Raw genomic sequence first — 19,432 nt, forward strand, 5'->3', positions numbered from 1 at the left:
CGTGGACACACGCCCTCTCCCGCTCTAATCGGCGTTCCCCCAGGCCAGACCCCGGATTCGGCATCACGTGTGACCACCAACTGCGGAACCCGGGTCCCTCGGCCTCGCCGACAGCGACGGCGCGTGGATCGCGCGATGGCTACGCGACCACCGCCCTGACCTGCTCACTCTGGCCCGATGAGCCCCGCCCGGCGGGCACATGCGTACGGGATGTAGTTGTCCAGGACGTTCGCAGGCACGGCGAGCCGCTTGCCCAGGCCGGGCTCGTCATCGCGCGCGTAGAAGCGATTGAGGCCGTCAAAGAGCGCTAGCTCGTACCCGGCCGCGAGAACAAGGGGCTCCCACTCCTGATGACTCGGACGGGATGACAGCGGGAAGGTCGCCTCAACCACGATCACCCGCGGCCGCCACACCCGCAGGTCCGCCGACCGCAGAACCGCGGCCTCGGCCCCCTCCACATCCACCTTCAGCAGGTCGAGCCCCGGTTCGGCGTGCGCGGCGAGAACCGCCTCCAACGTGACGACCTCGACGTGCAGCTGTTCATGGCGCCAACCGTCCGCGAGATGCCCCTCCAAGACGTCCCGGCGCAGAGTGCTAAGACCGCCACCACCGGCCTTCCCCCGCCCTGGAACGATCCGGAAGAACTCCACGGTGCCCAGCTCATCTCCTATCGCCACGCGCAGGTTCACGTCGCCGGGCCGCGCCTGCTGAAGGCGTGCATGGCGATCGGGCAACGGCTCGACGTTCACCCCACGCCAGCCAAGGACATCCACGAGGTTCTTGGTCAGCGAGCCGCTCACGGGCTCGCCGGCACCGACATCCACGAAGAACCCGCTCTTCCGCCCTGCGAAGGCACGCATCAACACCACGTCCTCAGCGTTACCCGCGTACGCGATCAAGTCATAACCGCTCACCCCCGCCAACCTACGGACCGCGTCGCCCCTCCCGATCTTGTGCGCGGCTACCGGCAACGGTTATCGATGAGTTCGATGAGCGCCTTTTCCCGGGGTCCTGCCGTGTTGATGAGATTGGACAACACGGCATGTCAGGCAGGCGGCTACCAGCAGGTACGACCTGGGGCCCGTGAACTACTTCGTCCCATGGTGGCCATGCCGGGTTGATTGGACTCGTTGGCGATACTTCGGTAGCTGATATATCGTCTCCCGTATGGTCAAACGAGCCACGGCGATGAGCGAGCCCACGTACTTCGTGCTGGCCGCGCTGCTGGACGGGCCCGTGCACGGATACGGGATCATCAAGTGGGCGCAGGAGCAATCGGGGGGGCGGATCCGGCTGGCCGTCGGCACCCTCTACGGAGCTCTAGACCGGCTGGCGAGCGACGGGATGATCGTCGTGGACCGCGAAGAAACCATCCAGGGCCGTCCGCGTCGTTACTACCGACTGACTGAGGACGGGCGCCTGGCCGTCACCCGCGAGGCTCTGTGGCTGGAGCGGGCCGCCCGGATCGTCACGGGCCGCACGCCCCTGGTGACAGGGGACGCCGGAACATGAGCGGAGCATTCACCGAAGGCTGGTATCGGCTGTTCCTGCGAGCGTTCCCGCCCGGTCACCGCGCCGAGTACGGCGGCGAGATCATCGGCACACTGTTGAACGGTAGCCCTCGCCCCCCCTCACTGCGGGAGACCGCCGGGCTCCTCACCGCGGGTTTCGCCGCCCGGGCCCGCGCCGCCGCCACCCCGTGGTGGGCCGACGGGCTGCAACTCGGCCTGCTGATGCTGGCGCTGGCGAATATGGCCTACGGCATCGCCGACCATTCCTCCCCCTGGTGGCTGGCCGTTTCGGCAGTGCTGGTGGCGGCGTTGCTGCGCGGTTGGGCGCTGGTGGCCCTACCACTTGCCCTGGCCGTAGCGCTCTCGACCAGCCGAGCCATGCTCCTGGGAACCCAAGCCACATCCTGGCCGTCACAGATCCTCGGACCGGCGAACCACAACTGGGTCTCGCTGGCCCCCTACGGCGTACTGGCGATCGGGGCCGTAGCACTCGCGGCCAACCGGCCGGCCCGGCCGCAGCGTCTGCGTGCACGGCCGTGGTGGTGGCTTGTGATCCCCGCGGCCTCCTTGACGCTCACCTACATGCCCGGGAACCACGAATACGGCGAGATCTGGCAACTGGTCAGGGTGGGCACCGAGAGCGTCCTCCTGCTCGCGGGCGTGCTGACAACCGCGATCGCGCGCAGCCCACGCTGGGCACTGGCGGCGGCGATCTACCTCCTGCCCGGTGCGGCCTCCCCGCTGATCAACCCGCCGCCGAACGCGCAAGACACCGGCTATTGGTTGGCCCTAATCGGGCTCCTGCTAGCCATGATCGCAACAGCATGGCGACCCCAGCTCCTCCCCGACAGGGCTTGATCAAGTTCCGGAGACGTGACGCTGGTCCGGTGGTGACCGGTTGGGGTGCATAGCAGAGCAGGCACGGGCTTCGTGATCATTGGGGTGTCGAAGCTCAACGATCATGAGGTGGCCCGTGCCTGCCGTTGTATCCTCTCCCATTCCCCCGGTGCTGCTGAAGCTGGGCTCCTTGGATGCTGGCCGAGTCGCTGACCTGCGGTCTTTCCTGGACCTGGTGCCCGACCCGCGCTCACGGCGGGGCCGCTGGTACTCGCTGACCGCGATCCTCCTCGTCTGTGCCTGCGCGGCTGTTTCGGGAGCCAGGAGCATCGACGAGATCGCCGAGTGGGCGGGGCGGGCCTCGGACGCCGTGCTGACGAGCATCGGCGTCCGGCGGCATCCTCTGCGGTGGCGCCATGCTCCCTCGCGGACCACGATCGGCCGCGTGCTGGCGGCCGTTGACGGTGACGCCCTGGACCGGGCCGTCGGCACCTACCTCACCGGCCACCACAGCACTGGCACCGACTCCGGACAACGACAAAGGATCGCCGTCGACGGCAAGTCACTGAGAGGGTCGGCCCGCCTGCCGACCGGCCGCAGGCACCTGCTCTCCGCCGTCACCCACCACCGGGCTGTGACTGTCGCCCAGACCGAAGTCGGGGCGAAGACGAACGAGACCGCGCACTTCACGCCCCTGCTCGAACCGCTGGACCTGGACGGAGTCCTCGTCACCTTCGACGCCCTGCACTCGGTGCAGGCGAACATCACCTGGCTGGTCAACACCAAGAACGCCCACTACATCGCCATGATCAAGCGCAACCAGCCGACCGCCTACCGGCAACTCGCCGCCCTGCCCTGGCCGGACATCGCCATCCAGCACACCGCCTCCTCCACCGGGCACGGCCGCCGCGAGTCCCGATCCATCAAGACCTGCGGCATCGCCGACGAACTCGGCGGGATCGCCTTCCCCCACGCCCGCCTCGCCGTCCGCGTCCACCGACGCCGCCGGCAGGCCCGCCGACGCGAGAGCCGCGAGACCGTCTACGCCGTCACCAGTCTCGACGCCCACCAGACCACCCCGGCCGAACTCGCCGCCGCGACCCGCGGCCACTGGGGCATCGAAGCCCTGCACCACCTCAGAGACGTGACCTACGCCGAGGACGCCTCCACCCTCCACACCGGCACCGGCCCCCGAGCCATGGCCACCTTCCGCAACCTCGCCATCGGCCTGCTCAAAACCCTCGGAGCCGACAACATCGCCAAGACCACCCGAGCAATCCGCGACCGGCCCGAACGAGCCCTCCCACTCCTGGGCATCAACAACCACGACGTTCAAGGAACTTGATCAAGCCCTGCCCCCGCGCAGCAGGCGAACGGGTTGGAATCCCCGCCTTCAGGCGGGGTGAGGACGTCAAGGGAGGAAGCGGCGGCGGCCGGCGGCGATGAACTCGTCCCGCAGCGCCGCCTTGTCCGCCTCGTCCATCAGGACGTACTCGGGTGCGCCTGTCCCCCCGCGTGCACGGCCCGCCCACCAGAACACGGGGTCGGACGTCCGCCAGCCGTCGAGCTGCAGTTCCTTCTTCTTCAGCTTGCCCGAGCCGGTCGTCGGCAGCGCGTGCGAGACGCGGACGAACCTGGGCGCGCCCTTGGTGCCGAGGTCGTCCTGGCCGGCGAGGAACGCGGGGAAGTCCAGGTCCTCGAACGCGACGTCGGCCGGGATCTCGATCGCGGCCATCACCTGGTCGCCGGAGTGCGGGTCGGGGACGCCGAACGCGACCGCGTCCACGATCTTCGGGTGGCGGCGGACGACGTTCTGGGTGAGCAGCGCCGAGATGTTCTCCGAGTCGACCCGGATCCAGTCGCCGGACCGGCCGGCGAAGTACAGGAACCCGTCGCCGTCGATGTAGCCGAGGTCGCCCGTCCAGTACCAGCCGTGCCGGACGCGTTCGGCGTCCGCATCGGGGTTCTTGTAGTAGCCCTCGAACTTCGCGGCGCCGTGCACGTCGACGATCTCGCCGACGGCGGCCTCGGCGTTGGTGACGCGGCCGTGCCTGTCCAGGACCGCGAGGGCGCACGTCTCACGCGTCTCCGGGTTGACGATCCGGACGCCGTCGTAGGCGGGACGGCCGAACGCGGTCGGCGGCGCGGCCGGGTCCCGTTCGATCATGCCGGCGCTCTCGCTGGAGCCGTAGCCCTCGACGAGCTTCGCGCCGAACCGGCGCTGGAACTCGGCCTTGTCCTCCGGGGACGCCTCCGTGCCGAACCCATGCGTGAGGGTGTTGTCGCCGTCGTCCGGCCGCTCGGGCGTGGCGAGGACGTAGCCGATCGCCTTGCCGACGTAGGTGAAGAACGTCGCCCCGTAGAACCGGATGTCCGGCAGGAACCCGGACGCGGAGAACTTCGGCGCCAGCACGACGGTCGCGCCGGCCGCCAGCGACGGCGCCCACAGCGCCATCAGCGCATTGCCGTGGAACAGCGGCATCGAGCAGTAGCTGATGTCCTCGCGCTTGACGTCGTACTTGGCGCTGTTGTTGCGGCCCAGCTCGGCGAGCCTGCCCTGCGAGCAGTGCGCCGCCTTCGACGCGCCCGTCGTCCCGGATGTGAACAGCAGCAGCAGCTGCGTCGCCGGGGTGACCGACGGGTCGGCCGTGGGTTCGCATGCGTGGGACGAGACGAGCGCGGGGTACTCGGCGGAGTCGACCAGCAGGAAACGGTCGCGCGGGACGCCGATGTCGAGACCGTCCAGCAGCTTCGCCCCGACCCGGTCGGTGACCAGCAGTTGGAGGTCGGTGTGCCGGACCTCCTGCTCCAGGTAGGCGCCCGTCCGGGTCGAGTTGATGCCGACGATCGTCGCGCCGCTCAGCGCCGCCGCACCCAGCCAGAGCACGTACTCGGGGACGTTCTCCAGCAGCACACCGATGTGGAACGGGCCGTCCCGGCGCAACTCGCGCGCCAGGGCGGCGCGCGCCGCGCTCTCCCGGCCGACCTCGTCCCATGTCCATGTCCGCTCGCGGCTGCGCAGGCCCGGCCGGTCATCGCCCAGCCGAGCCAGCAGCAGACCCGCGATCGTCTCGTCACGCACTCGCGCTGCCCCAGGCCGGTTCGGTGGACAGGACGCAGTGGGTGCCGCCGTAGATCGCGGTCATGCACTTGTTGCAGTGGATGCACAGCGACTCGGTGGCGGGGTCGTCCTTGATCCGGTTGATCAGGTCGGGCTCGCGCAGCAGGGCGCGGGCCATCGCGACGAACTCGAAGCCCTCCGCCATGGCGGTGTCCATGCCGGCCTTGTCGGTGACGCCGCCGAGCAGGATCATCGGCAGCTTCACCGCGGCGCGGATCTGCCGGGCGTCCTTGAGCAGGTAGAGGTCCTCGTATGGGTAGGACTTCAGGAAGTGCTTGCCGATCAGCTTGATGCCGAGCTTGGTCGGCTGCTTCATGACGGCGGCGAACTCGCGCAGCGGCGCGTCGCCCTTGAACAGGTACATGGGGTTGAGCAGCGAGCTGCCCGCGGTCATCTGGAGGGCGTCGACGGAGCCATCCTCCTCCAGCCACCGCGCGACCTGGATGGCCTCGTCGATCCAGAAGCCGCCGGGCACGCCATCGTCCATGTTCAGCTTCGCGGTGACCGCGATGCGGTCGCCGACGGCGTCGCGGACGGCGCGGCCGATGTCGCGCGCCAGCCGGGCGCGGTTCTCCAGCGACCCGCCGTACTCGTCCTTGCGGTGGTTGACCTTCGGGCTGAGGAACGCGCTCGTCAGGTAGTTGTGCCCCATGTGGATCTCGACCGAGTCGAAACCGGCCTCGATCGCCATCGTGCCCGCGTAGCCGTGCGCCTCGACGACGCGCTTCAGATCCGCCGGCGTGGCGGGCTTGGTGAAGGTCTGCGTCGTCATGTGGAAGTGGCGGCTGGGCGCCAGCGCGGGCAGCTTGTTGCTCTTGGGGTTGGCGACCGGGCCGGCGTGCCCGATCTGCGCCTGGGCGGCGGCCCCCTCGGCGTGCACGGCGTCGGTCAGCTTGCGCAGGCCGGGCATCGCCTCGTCCCGCCAGTAGATCTGCCTGCGGTCGGTGCGCCCCTCCGGCGCGACCGCGCAGTACGCGACGGTCGTCATGCCGACGCCGCCGCGCGCGTGCCGGACGTGGAAGTCGATCAGCGCGTCGGTGACCTGGCCGTCCTTGGTCAGCCCTTCGTACGTCGCCGCCTTGACAGTGCGGTTCCGCAGCGTGACGGGCCCCAGCTTGGCGGGGGCGAACACGTCGGGCTTCGGGTCGTTCATGCAGAAGTCCTCCATCCGGACTAGACGTTGATCAGCGAGAAGTCTGGGCACTCCGGACATCCCGCTGACCGGGAGCGTCGACGGGCCGCTAGGGGTGTTTCATAAGTCTCGGACGCGCAGCAGGACAGCGGGCTTATGAAACACCCCCTAGGCGTCCCTGCGCAGCGCGGCGGCGATCTGGTCGGCCTGGGCCTGCTGCTCCACGAGTTGGCGCAGCAGCCACAGCCGCAGGACGCGGGTGACGGCGGCGGCCAAGTACAGGGCCGCGCCGAGGACGGTCACCGCCAGGAACCCGAGGGCGAGGGTCTGCAGCGAGCCCACATCCCGCATGTCGTCCTTGGTGAGCGAGACGTTGTAGGCGATGAAGACGCCGGCGACGCCGGCGACCATCGCGACGATGCCGACGACGCGCAGCACCCCGTCAAAGCGGGACTGATCGGTCTTCAGCCTCTGGTTCGCCACGTCGTCCTTGAACTGCTGGCGCCGTTCCTCAGTGAGCATGATGGGGTCAACCTCCCAGGTAGTCGCTGGACAGCCGGTCTTCGATCTCGTCGGGCGGGCCCACCGCCGCCACGCGCCCGTGCAGCATCAGCGCGGCGGTGTCGGCGATCGGCAGGACGGCGCGGGCGAACTGCTCCGCGACCAGCACCGACAGGCCGCCCTCGACCAGCTCGGCGACCGTCTCGTACATCCGGGTGACGATCATGGGTGCGAGGCCCATGGACAGCTCGTCGAGCAGCAGCACCGCCGGATCGGTACCGAGCGCCCGCGACAGCGCGAGCATCTGCTGCTCGCCGCCGGACAAGGATCCGGCGAGCTGGTGGCGGCGCTCGCCGAGGCGGGGGAAGCGGGTGTACGCCTTCTCCTCCAGGTCCTCCAGCTTCGCGCCGGTTCCGGTGGCGGCCCACAGGTTCTCCCGCACCGTCAGGTTCGGGAAGATTCCGCGGCCCTCGGGGATCGAGCACACGCCGAGGCGGGCCGCATCCTGCGCGGAGATGCCGTTGACCTTGCGTCCCGCGAACCGCAACTCCCCGCCGGTCGGGGGATGCAGGCCCGCGCACACGCGCATCGTGGTCGACTTGCCGCCGCCGTTCGGGCCGAGCAGCGCCAGCAGCGATCCCGGCTTCAGCGCCAGGTCCACGCCGTGCAGGACCTCGATCGCGCCGTAGCCCGCGCGGACGTCCACCAGTTCGAGCAGCGGCTCCGGGCTCGCTTCCCCGGCCGCGGTGCGCGGCGCGGGGACCGCCTTGGCTTCACTCATGGGACGCCTCCTCCGTGCCGATGTAGGCGGCGATGACCTCGGGCGAATCCTTGATCTCCGCCGGCGTGCCGGACGCGATCAGGGTGCCGTAGTCGAGGACGTGGATGGTGGAGCACAGCTTCATGACGAGCGGCAGGTCGTGCTCGACGAGGCAGATCGCGAGGCCCTCGCCGGCGAGGCCGGCGAGCATCTCGGCGAACGCCTCCGTCTCGCGATCGGTCTGGCCGGACGCGGGCTCGTCCAGCAGCAGGACGCGCGGTGAGGTCATCAGCGCGCGCGCCACCTCCACGACGCGGGCCCGTCCGATCGGGATGTCGGACACATCGCGGTCGGCGATGTCGGTGAGCCCGGTGCGTTCGAGGACCTTGTCGGTCTCCTCGTCCATGTCGAAGCGCTTGCGGCTGTGGCTGTGGCTGTGGCTGCGCAGGATGTCGCCCGCGACGCGCACGTTGTCGCGCACCGAGAGCGACAGGAACAGCTCCAGGCGCTGGAAGGTCCGCGCCATGCCGCGCCGCGCACGCTTGGTCGGGGACAGCCCGGTGATGTCGTCGCCGTCCAGGAGCACCTGGCCGGACGCGGGCTTCTGCAGACCGGTGATGGTGTTGAACATCGTGGTCTTGCCCGCGCCGTTCGGGCCGATCAGTCCGGTGATCTTCCCCTCGTGCATGGTGAGGCCGACGTCGTTGACGGCGGTGTTGCCGCCGAACCGGACGGTGATACCCCGCGTTTCGAGCAGGGATGCCGTTTCAGGCATGGACGCCTCCCTTCAGGCCGAGTTCGCGGTCGAGGCGGATGCGCAGTTCGTCGGTGTAGGGCTCGTCCACGCCGATCAGCTCCAGCGGGGTCGGGCGGTCGCGCCGCCCCTCGTCCAGGTACATGCGGCCGAATACGGGCAGCAGCATGCCCGCGCAGAGTGCGACGAGAGCGAACGTCCAGGTCCCGATCACACCGGTGAGGGCGAACAGGTAGAGGACGGCGCACAGCGCCGCCGCCCCGTACAGGACGGGCTTGGCCTTCCGCGTCGCCCGGTAGCCCTCGAAAAGGTCGTGCAGGAAACCGCTCGGGCTCCTGCCGACGCCCATCCCGAGAAGCGCCGTGCTGACCATGATGAGGTGACCGAGCGTGGTGTAGATGGTGGCCATGCCCTCGTTGTCCAGCGCCAGGTCGCTGAACGTGGACACGAGGACCGCCGACCCGACGCCCGCCATCAGGCCGCCGAACAGAGCGCCGCTGATGTAGCCGGTACCCGCGACCACGACGAGCATCAGCAGGGCGAGGCTGCCGAGGAACGTGAAGTTCTCCTGTGCGACGGTCCCGGTCGCGGCCGACATCAGCACGCCGCCGAGGCCCGCGATCGCCGCGGAGATCATGAAGACGCTCAGCTTCAGCCGGACCAGGTTCTGGCCGAGCATCGCCGACGCCGCCGGGCTGTCCTTCATCGCCGCGAGCCGCCGCCCGTACCCGCTGTTGCGCAGGGCGGCGAGCCCGACGGCGATCAGCGCGAACAGGACCGTCGCGGTCATCAGCGACGCCGTCCCGTTCCGCAGGTCGAGCGGGCCCGCCTTGAGTGGCGGGATGACCAGCGACCCGTCCGGGAACAGCGTGAACGTCATCCCGAACAGCTTGTGCTCGGTGGTGTCGCGCAGCACCATGTTCGACAGGAACTCGCCGAACGCCATCGTCGCGAGGGCCAGGTAGAGGCCGCGGAGCCGCAGCGCCGGCAGCGCGACGAGCCCGCCGACGAGTGCCGCGGCCGCGATGCCCAGCACGATGCCCTGGACGTTCATCCGCGCGTCGAGGCCGGTGCCGACCACCCCGGCGTGGAACGCCACGACGGTGGCGACCGCGCCGAACGCCAGCGGCGCGAGGTTCAGTTCTCCCGCGTAGCCGGTGAGGACGGTCAGCGACAGCGCGATGATCGCGAACGTCATGCCGAGCGAGAACGTGTTGATCGCGCCGTCCGACAGCAGCAGGCTGTAGAGGTAGACGACCGCGACGAGCACGAGGCCCCACACGGCCGCGCCCCGGACGGTCGGCACCCGGTACCGCTCGCGGGTCCGGATCGCGGCGCCGCGCAGCCGGTCCTGGGGCAGCACCACCAGCACCACGAACAGCAGGATCATCGGCAGCGAGACGCGCAGGTTGCCGGTGAACGTGCCCGCCGACGGCAGGTAGGCGAGCACGTAGTTGGCGGCCAGACCGAGCACCATCGCGCCCACGAACGTGCGGGGGATGCTGCGCAGCCGGCCGAACATCGCCGCCGCGAACGCGTCGATCACCAGCAGGGTGAGCATGTTCGCGTCCAGCCCCCCGCCGCTGATTGGCACGATCAGGATCCCGGCGAGGACGGCGAGGGTGGAGCCGAGCGCCCACGACAGCATCGCGGCGCGCTCGGGGTCGTGGCCGTTGAGGCGCAGCAGGTCGGGGTCGTCGACCGAGCCGCGCATGACCACGCCCGTCCGGCTGCGGGTGAACAGCACCCGCAGCCCGACGGCGATCGCCACGGCGGTGGCCAGGCAGACGATCTCGTGGTACCGGATCACCACACCGGCCAGCGTGATCTTCGCGCCCGCACCGAAGAACATGTCCACGCTGTGCGCCTCATCCGGATTCCAGATCCACTGGGCCAGGTAGACGGTGCCGAGCAGCACCGCCACCGTCACGATGATCTTCGTGACGTCGGCGGTGCCGCGCAGCCCCTTCATGATCGCGGCGTGCAGTGCGGCGCCCATCGCAGGACCGACGAAACCGATCACGACGATCAGCGCGAGCCACACCGGCCATCCCCACCGCTCGGTGAAGTGCCAGTACAGGAACGTGCCGAACATCGCCTGCGCGCCATGGGCGAAGTTGAAGATGCCCGAGGTGTTGTACGTCAGCACGAGGCCCGAGGCCGCGATGGAGTACACCGACCCCAGGACGAGTCCCAGGATCGTGTACGTCAGGAACGTCGTCACTTGCTCACCGCCATGTGGTACCGCCTCCGGCGGGTCGGATCAGGAGGACTGGGGCTTGATGACGTCGTCGGTCAGGAACTTCGTCGAGATCCGGTCGTCGTTCAGCTTCGCGCCCCAGGTCTTCGGGTCCGTCTTGACGACGAACTCGGGACCGCACTCGAACTCGCCGGCGTTCTTCGGCAGGACCTGCTCGAACGAGGTCTTGTTGAGCTTCACCATCAGCGAGCAGGACGCCGGCTTGTTGTTGCCAGGGTCGGTCGGCGCGTGCAGGCCGCCGCCCGTCCACTCGTGCACCTTCGACAGCTCGTTGATCACGCACTGCCGGGTGAGGTCCGAGCCGCACTTGTCCGCTGACTGCGCCCACAGCAGGAACGACGAGGTCGCCTGCAGGCCGAGCATGGCGATCTTGCCCTTCTTGGCGTTCACGGCGTCCATGTACTGCTTGACCGCCGGGACCTTGTCCGCGTTCTCCAGCGGCTGGAAGATCATGCCGACGTGCACGTTGTCGCCGGCGCCCGAGGTGTTCCACTTGGACACCAGCGGGCTGTACCAGGTCGACTCGAAGACGTACTTCGGCTTCGCGCCGGCCCGCTCGACCGACTCCAGCAGGCTGAACTGGCCGGGGTCGGGCGAGTCGGACGACCACAGGTACTTCGCCCCGCAGTCCTTGATCTTCTCGGCGAAGGGCATGTAGCTGCTCTCGCCCTTGTCGTTCAGCCGGACACCGCAGTCCACGCGCTTGACGCCGATGTCCTTCATGGCACTGGCGATCTTGTTGTTGCCGGTGCTGACGGCGGGCGACGTCGACTGAAGGATGTCCGCCTTGTCCTTGAAGTCGGGGAACAGCTTCTCCGCGAGGCGGAGCCCGCCGATGTTCAGCAGGTCCACCGGGTACGGGACGGCCTCGTACTTCATCGGGCCCATCGAGGAGTTCGGGCCGACGGTGTAGCCGGCGACGGTCGGCAGCTTGCACGCCACCCGGTACTGCTCGGCGGCCTCGTCCATCGCGAAGCCCTGCCCGACGAGCATGAAGTCCTGCTTGCAGGACTCCTGCATCACCTTCGCGGACTGCATGTAGGCGGCGTCGTACTGGTTGCCCTTGATCTTGCGTCCGTTGATGCCGCCCTGCTGGTTGCACCAGTCGATCATCGCGGCGACGGCGTCGCCCATCTCCTTGGACAGGCCGGGCGCCGCGGAGAAGCCGCGGTCGTCGCCAAAGCCGATGGTGATGGCGTCGTCGGTGATGCCCTGGTCGGTCTTGCCCTTGGCGTCGCCGGGGCCGCACGGGGACGGCAGCGTCCCGAACGTCTTGCTCGACGCGGCGGCGCCGCCGGAGTCGTTCCCGCCGGACACGCCGTCCGTGCCCGAACGCTCGCTGGAACAGGACGCGGTGACGAGCGCCACCGCGAGGACGCCTGCGGCGAGGCGCCCGATCTTGTCGACCTTCATAGGTCGTACTCCTTTCACTGGCCGCCGCGGCGGCAAGTGGTGTTTCGGGCAGGCGGGGGACGGGGTTCGTGGATGGTCCGCGGCTACCGGCGACCCTCTGGTCCGCCGGGAGACGGGGTACTGCGAGTTGTCGCGCCCCGCTTGAGCGGGGTCGCTCGGAGGCGGGGAAAGTCTGCGCGGGACGGGGCGGCGTCAGCCGAAGTTGGCCTGGCCGCCGTCCAGCGGGATCGTCGCCCCGGTGAGGTAGCGCATCGCCGGCTGGACGAGCGCGACCACGGCTTTGCCGATGTCGTCCTCGCAGTCGCCGATGTAGCCGAGCGGGATCGTCTTGCGGAACTCCTCGGCCGCCTCGGGGTCGTTCTCCGCCCACCACTTCAGCCCCGGGGACAGCGCGTGCGGGGCGATGTTGTTGGCGCGGATCGCGTCCGGCCCCCACTCGGCCGCGGCAGTGCGGGTCAGCGACCGGAGGGCCTGCTTGGCGGCCGCGTAGGCGCCGTAGGTGGACGGGTCCCAGCGGACCATGGCGGAGGTGACCAGGTTGACGATGCTGCCGCCGCCGCGCGCCTTCAGGTGCGGGTGGCACGCCTTCATGAACGCGAACGCCCCGAACGGGCCGGTGACGAACCCCTTCTGGAACTTCGCGTCGCTCATCTCCAGCAGCGGCCCGTAGGAGCCCGAGTAGGCGTTGTTGACGAGGACGTCGATGCCGCCGAACGTTTCGGCGACCCGCTCCACCACGCCGGGGATCGACTCGGTGTCGGCGACGTCGCACACGAACGCCTCGGCCTTCGCACCGCGCTCCCGGATCAGCTCGCACGTCGCGTCCGGCTTGGCCGCCGTGCGGCCGAGCACCGCGACGGCGGCGCCCTCGGAGGCCAGCGCGAGCGCGATGCCCTGCCCGACGCCCTGTCCCGCTCCGGTGACGATCGCGACCTTGTCGCTGAGGCTTGCCATTGGTTCTCCGCTCAGTCCTGCTTGCGCGCCCAGCCCGGCCCGTCCAGGTCATACCTGGTCAGTCCGGTCTGCTCAGTCCTGGTGCGGTCATGGTGATGTGACGCGGCGCACGCAAAAGGCCCAGTCCCGCTCAGCGGGAATGAGTTCGGCGGAAAACGGTCCGTGACCGTCCCGCTGAGCGGAATAGCCTGGTGGCGCCGGTGTGTCCCAGCGCACAATGGACCGTTCCGGCGAGGAGGGGTCCGATGGAGATGATCGCGAAGCTGACCGGTCCCGGCGGCGAGTTCGAACTGCGGGAGGAGGAGGTGCTCGGCGCGCGGCTGCCCGTGTTCGCCAACCGCGCCCGCAGCCTCGGCGAGGTGCTCGCCCGTTCGGCGGCCCACGGCGACCGCGACTACATCGTCACCGCGTCCCGCCGGCTGACCTTCGCCGAGCACGCCGCCGCCGTCGCGTCCATGGCGAAGGCGCTGCGGGACGACCTCGGTGTCCGGCCCGGCGACCGCATCGCGATCAACGCCGCGAACAGCCCCGAGTGGATCATCTCGTTCTGGGCGGCGATCGCCGCCGGCGCCGTCGCGGTCGGCTACAACGCCTGGTGGACGGCGCAGGAGATCGAGTACGCGCTCGGCCACACCGACCCGAAGATCGTGATCGCCGACGCGAAGCGGGCCGCGCTGACCGCCGAGGGCGTGCTGACGGTCGAGAAGGACGTCCCGTCCCTGATGGTCCGCTACCCGGACGCCGAGCTGGACATCCCCGACGTCGCCGAGGACGACCCGGCGGTCATCCTGTACACGAGCGGCACGTCGGGCCGCCCGAAGGGCGCCGTCCATTCGCACCGGAACCTGACCTCGGTGATCGAGTACCACCGGTACAACGACGCCATCATGGGGGCGTTCGGCATCGACGCCTCCTCCCGCCGGTACCTGCTCGCGCTGCCGCTGTTCCACATCGCGTCGCTGCACAACCTGGCCATCCCGCGCCTCGCCACCGGCACCGCCGTGGTCATGCACCTCGGCGGCTTCGACGTGGACAAGGTGCTGAGCCTGGTCGAGAAGGAGAAGGTCACGAACTGGGGCGCCGTCCCCACGATGGCGCACCGCATGATGCAGCACGGTGATCTGGCGAAGTACGACCTGTCGTCGCTGACCGCGTTCGCGCTGGCCTCCGCGCCGTCCTCGCCCACGTTCAAGGAACGGCTCCAGTCGGTGTTCCCGCCGGCGCGCGGCGCCCTCGTCGACAGCTACGGGCTGACCGAGTCGTGCACCGCCATCTCCGTCGCCACCCCGATGGACCTCGCGGAGGCGCCGGGGACGCTCGGCGCCCCGAACCTCGGCGTCCAGGTGGAGATCCGCGACTCCGAGGGCAAGCCGGTCCCGGACGGCACCGAGGGCGAGGTGTGCGCCCGCAGCGCCTACAACATGATCGGCTACTGGCGGGACCCGGAGGCCACCGCCGCGAGCATCGACCCGGACCGGTGGCTGCGCACCGGCGACATCGGCATGATCGACAACGGCCGGCTGCGGCTCACCACCCGCCGCTCCGACCTGATCATCCGCGGCGGCGAGAACGTCTACCCGATCGAGGTCGAGAACGTCCTCGCCGAGTACCCGGGGATCTCCGAGTGCATCGTCGTCGGCGTCCCGCACCCCGACCTCGGGCAGGAGGTCGCGGCGGTCGTCGTCGTCGCCGGCGCCCCGCCCTCGGCCGACGATCTGACGACCTTCGCGAAGGAGCGCCTCGCCTACTTCAAGGTCCCGTCCCGCTGGCACGTCACCACCGACCCGCTCCCCCGCAACGCGACCGGGAAGGTCCTGCGCAAGCAGGTCGAGGACTCGGTGTCCTGACTTCTGCGAGCCGGTGGCCGAACCGGCCGGACGCGCGTGTCGCGCGCCCGGCCGCTTCGCCGTTCCGTGCCCGCTACATCCATTCCGCCCGGAAGAGCTGGTGCGGGAGGCCGTCGCTCCAGCGGCCGGTCGCGGCGAGCGACGCGGTGAGGCGGCCGAGCTCGTCGGCGGCCATGACACCGCGTTCTCCTTCGACGACGACCACGACGTTCTCATCGGCGTGGTCGATGTACGGGTGGCCGGTGTGGTTGGTGGAGACCAGGCACGGCCGCACCCGAGCCGGGCCCAGCGCGGCGGCCGAATCCTCGGAGAGCAGTTCGCGCAAGACGGTGAGCGCCGGGGCGATGTCGTCCGCGGCTCCCCTTGTGCGGACCCACGCGGCGATCTCCTCGCGCGTGCCGAGCGGGTTGTCGAGCAGGCTGGTGCCCGAGCACTTGATGTACCAGCGGCCGTCGGGGTAGCGCAGCGGCGTCATGACGATGCCGCCGTAGAGGAGTTCCCCGCCGCGCTGCTTGTAGTACATGATCCCGGGCAGGTCGACCGCCTCCGGGCCGGGGACCTCGATCAGCACGACGGTGGCGCCGAGCGTGTCCATGGCGAGCTTGCGGGGCAGCAGTCCGCCCGCGTTGGTCGACGCTCCCGTGGCGACGACCACCGTGTCCGCTGTCCACGACGCGCCGGACCGGGCGGTCAGCCGGCGGCGGGGGCCGTCGGCCGCGATCGCCGTGACCTCGTCCCGGACGAGCGTCGCACCGGCGGCGGTGGCGGCGGCCAGTTCGGCGGCGGTGAGGTCGCGCGGGTTGACGATGAACGCGTCGCGCTGCACCACGCATTCATGGCCGGGCTCGAAGGCCAGGTGCGGGTACCGCTCGCGGAGCCGGGGTTCGGAGAGGTGTTCGACGGGCTGCCCGATGTCCTCGGCGTTCCGCATCAGCCTGCCGAGGTCGAACCATTCGGACGGCGCGCGGCCGTCGAGGGCGGCCGGCATGACGGCGAGCGAGTGGACCGGCCGGGTGAACTCCACGCCTGTACGCCGCGCGAGTTCGCCGAACCGCCGGATCGAACGTGCGGCGAGCAGTGCGGCGACGAGCGGGGCCTCGAGGACGTGCCCGAGCCGGCCCTGGTCGTAGTGGCCGGACCACACGCCGTCGTGGCCGGCGAAGTCCGGGGGCTCCGCCGGGCCGACGATCAGGACGCGCGCGCCCCGGTCCGCGAGGTGCCGGGCGGTGGCGGCTCCGATGGGGCCGGCACCGACCACGGCGACGTCGAACTCGGTGTGCTCTTGCATGGGTGCCTTCCGGTCAGTGCACGCGGCGGGTCTGGGAGACGATGCGGTACAGGTCGACGCCCAGTTGCGGCGCGACCTCGTGCAGGAACGGCTGCGGGTCCACGCACGCTTCGGGCGCGAGGACGCCGGTCCGGTCGATCTCCCCGTCGACGAGCCGGCGCAGGAAGGCGGCAGCGGGAATCGCCGTCATGTCGCCCTTGTCCTTCAAGAACCTCTTGGTCATGTCGTGGTGCATCTCGATGACCGCGGACGCGGCGGCGCCGTCCTTCTCGCCTTCGGCGCGGATGTGGAACGCGGCCCCGATGGGGTCTGCGGAGATGTCGACGCCGACGGCGCGCTCGCCCTCCGGCGTGCAGAGGTGCCGGGCGAGGAAGGACTGCGGCGACAGGGGAAGGCCGCCGCGTTCGGAGCTCATCAGGCCGAGTTCGGCGAACCGGCGGTAGATCTCGTTGCCCTCGTTCTGCCACCAGGTGAACCGGCAGGTGGCCTCCTTGAGGCCCGGGATGAACCGGGGCAGCGTGAGCGGCTCGGCGTGCCCGAAGTAGCCGAACTCGCGAAGGCCGTACGGGGCGAGCAGTTCGAACGTCCTCGGATCGCCCCACGCGGGCACCTTGCGGTACTCGCCGCCGAGGAACTGGATGACCTCGCCGCTGAGCGAGTGGAACATGTGCTCCAGGATGGTCGGCCCGAGGTTGGGGATGAACGGAAGTCCCATGACCACGTGCACGGCGTCCGCGCGGTCGAGTTCGTCGCACGCCCAGCGCGCCATGAGGTTGGTCACGCCGGGCGCGGAGCCGCAACTGGTGAGGACGGTGACGCCCGCCGCCTTCGCCCGCTCGTCGTAGGCGGGGTCGGTCACCAGGGCTTCGGCGACGTCGTACTCGTCGCAGATGTCGATGTAGTGCGCTCCGGCGTCGATGGCGGCGTCGATGATCGGCAGTGCGAAGCGGTAGAACGGGCCCACGCCGTTGAAGACCACGTCGGCGCCGGCGACGACCGCGGCGACGCTCTCCGGGTCGGTCGCGTCGAAGCGCGCGTGGCGGGCGCCGACGGCCTCGCCGAGGGCTTTTGCGTGGTCGGCGTCGAGGTCGGCGACCAGCAGGTCGTCGATCCTGTCGAACGCGGCGGCGCTGCGGGCGACGCGGCTCGTGACCGTGCCGCAGCCGAGTATGGCGACCTTCACGTGGACCTCCGGGAAAGGGCATGCGTCCGGAGCCGGCGGATCGCCGGTGGCGGGGCCGGGCTGCGGACGGAGACGGGTACCGGTGGACGGCATCGGCCGCACACCGCAACGGTGGGAATCGCCCCCGGTGGAAAGCCGACGGCTCGACCACCGCGGGGCATAGTCCATGATGGGACCGCCTTGAAGCTAAAGTCAACACTATGACCCTTTTGGTGGATCGAGATGAGCGACGGCACCACCCGGCCGGCCCCCGCAGCGCGCACGTCACCGGCGGAGGCCGCCGAACCACCGCGTGAACGCGTCCGCACCGGCGGTCGCAGCGAACGGGTCCGCCAGGCCGTCGCGCAGGCCGTCCTGGACCTTCTCGCCGAACGCGTCGTCGACTTCGGCCCCAGCGAGGTCGCCGCCCGCGCGGACCTCAACCGCAAGACCATCTACCGCTGGTGGCCCACCTTCGCCGACCTGGTCCGCGAGGGGCTCAACGCCCATTCCAGCACGGTCGAGGTGCCCGACACGGGCTCGTGGGAGCGGGACATCCGCGAACTGGCGCACCGCCTGGCGGCGTTCTTCGCCGGCCCCGTCGAGGTCGCCACCAACGCGATCATCGCCGCGCGCGGCACGCCCGAGTTGAGCGCGCTCATCTTCGAGCACTTCGAGCCGGTCCAGGAATCCTGGCGCGCCGTGGTCACCCGCGCCATCGCCCGCGGCGAGGTCCACCCGGACTGCGCACCGGAGGCGGTGCTGAACACGCTGGCGAGCCCGCTCATCCTCACCCCGCTCACCCTGCACCGGGCCGCCACCCGGCAGGAGGTCGACACCCTGGTGGACCTCGTCCTCCGCGCGACCCGCCCCTGAGGCGCGCCTGCGGAGGTCACCGGGCCGACCGGGCTGGGACGTGGGCTCACACGAGCTGATCGCCGAGGTGGCTCCGCCGGTACAGGACGTGCCGCCGGCCGCTGCTCTTCTCGATCGCCTACCGGATCCTGGGCAGCGTCAGCGAGGCCGAGGACGCGGTCCAGGAGACCTGGCTGCGGTACACGACCTCCCCGACTCGGCCCTCGTCCGTCAAGTCCTTCCTCTCGGCGATGGTCACCCGGATCTCGATCGATGTGCTGCGGTCGGCCCGGCTGCGCCGGGAGGAGTACGCCGGGCCGTGGTTCCCCGAGCCGCTGCTGACCGACCCCTACCAGGACCCGGAGCGCGCGGCGGAACTGGCCGACTCCCTCTCGATGGCGGCACTCCTGCTGCTCGAACGGCTCAGCTCGCTCGAACGGGCGGTCTTCGTGCTGCGGGACGTGTTCGGGTTCGGTTTCGACGAGGTCGCGGCGGCCGTCGGACGCTCCGAGGCCGCGTGCCGCCAGCTCGCGGTCCGGGCCCGCCGCCACATGGACGCGGGCCGCACCCGCTTCACCGCCGACCGGGCCGAGCGCACCGAACTCGCCGGACGGTTCCTGCACGCCTTCCGGGAAGGGGACGTCGACGGACTGCGGGAGCTCCTGGCCGCCGACGTCCAGATGGTCGGCGACGCCGGCGGCAAGGCCCCGCAGCTCGGTGGCCGGATCATCGGCCTGGAGAAGGTGGCGCGCGCGCTCGCCTGGTCCGTCTCGCGGTTCGTCCGGGCCGGTGCCGTACTCGAACAGCGGGACGTCAACGGGCAGCCGGGCGCGATCGTCCGCGACCGGGACGGCAAGGTCCTCGGTGCGTGGGCGCTCGACATTCTCGACGGCCAGATCCAGACGATCCGCGCGGTGAACAACCCCGACAAACTCCGCCACGTCGGCCCCGTGGCGGACGCCTGGAGCGCCCTCCACGCAGCGAACCAGCCCATGACGGATTGACAGCGTGCGGGCCGTGCCTGCTGCGGGGACGTC

The 19,432-nt window shown here is 70.2% G+C and carries 17 protein-coding genes; 6 read left to right on the forward strand and 11 right to left on the reverse strand.

Annotated elements, in window-relative coordinates; all coding sequences use genetic code 11:
* Window positions 1-164: 164 nt before the first annotated feature.
* Window positions 165-914 carry an FkbM family methyltransferase gene (locus tag ACGFK0_RS35885; RefSeq protein ID WP_392912987.1) on the reverse strand — a complete coding sequence of 250 codons (750 nt, stop codon included), beginning with the start codon at window positions 912-914 and terminating at the stop codon, window positions 165-167.
* A gap of 253 nt (window positions 915-1,167) precedes the next feature.
* On the opposite strand from ACGFK0_RS35885, the gene ACGFK0_RS35890 reads away from it, so the two are divergent.
* The 3 genes from ACGFK0_RS35890 (at window position 1,168) to ACGFK0_RS35900 (ending at window position 3,693) form a co-directional block, all read left to right on the forward strand.
* Complete coding sequence (locus ACGFK0_RS35890; RefSeq protein ID WP_392912988.1) at window positions 1,168-1,512, forward strand: PadR family transcriptional regulator; 345 nt, start codon at window positions 1,168-1,170, stop codon at window positions 1,510-1,512.
* Window positions 1,509-2,369 carry a hypothetical protein gene (locus tag ACGFK0_RS35895; protein ID WP_392912989.1) on the forward strand — a complete coding sequence of 287 codons (861 nt, stop codon included), beginning with the start codon at window positions 1,509-1,511 and terminating at the stop codon, window positions 2,367-2,369. Before ACGFK0_RS35890 ends, ACGFK0_RS35895 begins: the two co-directional genes overlap by 4 nt.
* 148 nt (window positions 2,370-2,517) lie before the next feature.
* On the forward strand, window positions 2,518-3,693 hold the full coding sequence (locus ACGFK0_RS35900; RefSeq protein WP_392912990.1) for an ISAs1 family transposase: 1,176 nt from the start codon (window positions 2,518-2,520) through the stop codon (window positions 3,691-3,693).
* A 66-nt stretch (window positions 3,694-3,759) separates the two neighbouring features.
* Here ACGFK0_RS35900 and ACGFK0_RS35905 read toward each other — a convergent pair whose 3' ends face one another.
* The 8 genes from ACGFK0_RS35905 to ACGFK0_RS35940 all read right to left on the reverse strand — a co-directional run bounded on the left by ACGFK0_RS35905 (window position 3,760) and on the right by ACGFK0_RS35940 (window position 13,243).
* Window positions 3,760-5,430: an AMP-binding protein gene (locus tag ACGFK0_RS35905; protein WP_392912991.1), complete on the reverse strand. Its 1,671-nt coding sequence runs from the start codon at window positions 5,428-5,430 to the stop codon at window positions 3,760-3,762.
* Window positions 5,423-6,622 (reverse strand): NADH:flavin oxidoreductase, encoded by a 1,200-nt coding sequence (locus ACGFK0_RS35910; protein WP_392912992.1) that lies wholly within the window; start codon window positions 6,620-6,622, stop codon window positions 5,423-5,425. The genes ACGFK0_RS35905 and ACGFK0_RS35910 overlap by 8 nt, the downstream gene beginning before the upstream one ends.
* Before the next feature lie 147 nt (window positions 6,623-6,769).
* Window positions 6,770-7,123 (reverse strand): hypothetical protein, encoded by a 354-nt coding sequence (locus ACGFK0_RS35915; RefSeq protein WP_392912994.1) that lies wholly within the window; start codon window positions 7,121-7,123, stop codon window positions 6,770-6,772.
* A gap of 7 nt (window positions 7,124-7,130) precedes the next feature.
* Window positions 7,131-7,883, reverse strand: a complete 753-nt coding sequence (locus ACGFK0_RS35920) for an ABC transporter ATP-binding protein (RefSeq protein ID WP_392912995.1) — start codon at window positions 7,881-7,883, stop codon at window positions 7,131-7,133.
* Entirely contained in the window at window positions 7,876-8,637 is a 762-nt protein-coding gene (locus ACGFK0_RS35925; RefSeq protein WP_392912996.1) for an ABC transporter ATP-binding protein, read from the reverse strand. The genes ACGFK0_RS35920 and ACGFK0_RS35925 overlap by 8 nt, the downstream gene beginning before the upstream one ends.
* On the reverse strand, window positions 8,630-10,840 hold the full coding sequence (locus ACGFK0_RS35930; RefSeq protein ID WP_392912997.1) for an ABC transporter permease: 2,211 nt from the start codon (window positions 10,838-10,840) through the stop codon (window positions 8,630-8,632). The genes ACGFK0_RS35925 and ACGFK0_RS35930 overlap by 8 nt, the downstream gene beginning before the upstream one ends.
* Window positions 10,841-10,879: 39 nt before the next feature.
* Complete coding sequence (locus ACGFK0_RS35935; RefSeq protein WP_392912998.1) at window positions 10,880-12,289, reverse strand: ABC transporter substrate-binding protein; 1,410 nt, start codon at window positions 12,287-12,289, stop codon at window positions 10,880-10,882.
* Between the two features lie 192 nt (window positions 12,290-12,481).
* Entirely contained in the window at window positions 12,482-13,243 is a 762-nt protein-coding gene (locus ACGFK0_RS35940; protein WP_392912999.1) for an SDR family NAD(P)-dependent oxidoreductase, read from the reverse strand.
* Window positions 13,244-13,488: 245 nt separating this feature from the next.
* Here ACGFK0_RS35940 and ACGFK0_RS35945 point away from each other — a divergent pair, with 245 nt between their 5' ends.
* Window positions 13,489-15,090 (forward strand): class I adenylate-forming enzyme family protein, encoded by a 1,602-nt coding sequence (locus ACGFK0_RS35945; RefSeq protein ID WP_392913000.1) that lies wholly within the window; start codon window positions 13,489-13,491, stop codon window positions 15,088-15,090.
* 73 nt (window positions 15,091-15,163) lie between these two features.
* Here the strand turns inward: ACGFK0_RS35945 and ACGFK0_RS35950 are convergent, their stop codons facing one another.
* Both ACGFK0_RS35950 and ACGFK0_RS35955 read right to left on the reverse strand, forming a co-directional pair.
* The gene (locus tag ACGFK0_RS35950; protein ID WP_392913001.1) at window positions 15,164-16,378 is read right to left on the reverse strand and encodes an NAD(P)/FAD-dependent oxidoreductase; all 1,215 of its coding nucleotides are present in this window, start codon (window positions 16,376-16,378) and stop codon (window positions 15,164-15,166) included.
* A 13-nt stretch (window positions 16,379-16,391) separates the two neighbouring features.
* A complete protein-coding gene (locus ACGFK0_RS35955; protein WP_392913002.1) occupies window positions 16,392-17,561 on the reverse strand; it encodes a saccharopine dehydrogenase family protein in 1,170 nt (389 codons plus the stop codon).
* 222 nt (window positions 17,562-17,783) lie between these two features.
* Here ACGFK0_RS35955 and ACGFK0_RS35960 point away from each other — a divergent pair, with 222 nt between their 5' ends.
* Together ACGFK0_RS35960 and sigJ are read left to right on the forward strand one after the other, a co-directional pair.
* Complete coding sequence (locus ACGFK0_RS35960) at window positions 17,784-18,416, forward strand: TetR-like C-terminal domain-containing protein (RefSeq protein WP_392913003.1); 633 nt, start codon at window positions 17,784-17,786, stop codon at window positions 18,414-18,416.
* 125 nt (window positions 18,417-18,541) lie between these two features.
* Window positions 18,542-19,399, forward strand: coding sequence for an RNA polymerase sigma factor SigJ (gene sigJ / locus ACGFK0_RS35965; protein ID WP_392913062.1), 858 nt, complete (start codon window positions 18,542-18,544; stop codon window positions 19,397-19,399).
* The last annotated feature ends 33 nt before the right edge of the window (window positions 19,400-19,432 follow it).

This window comes from Spirillospora sp. NPDC048823, assembly GCF_043198445.1.
Taxonomy (GTDB): domain Bacteria; phylum Actinomycetota; class Actinomycetes; order Streptosporangiales; family Streptosporangiaceae; genus Spirillospora.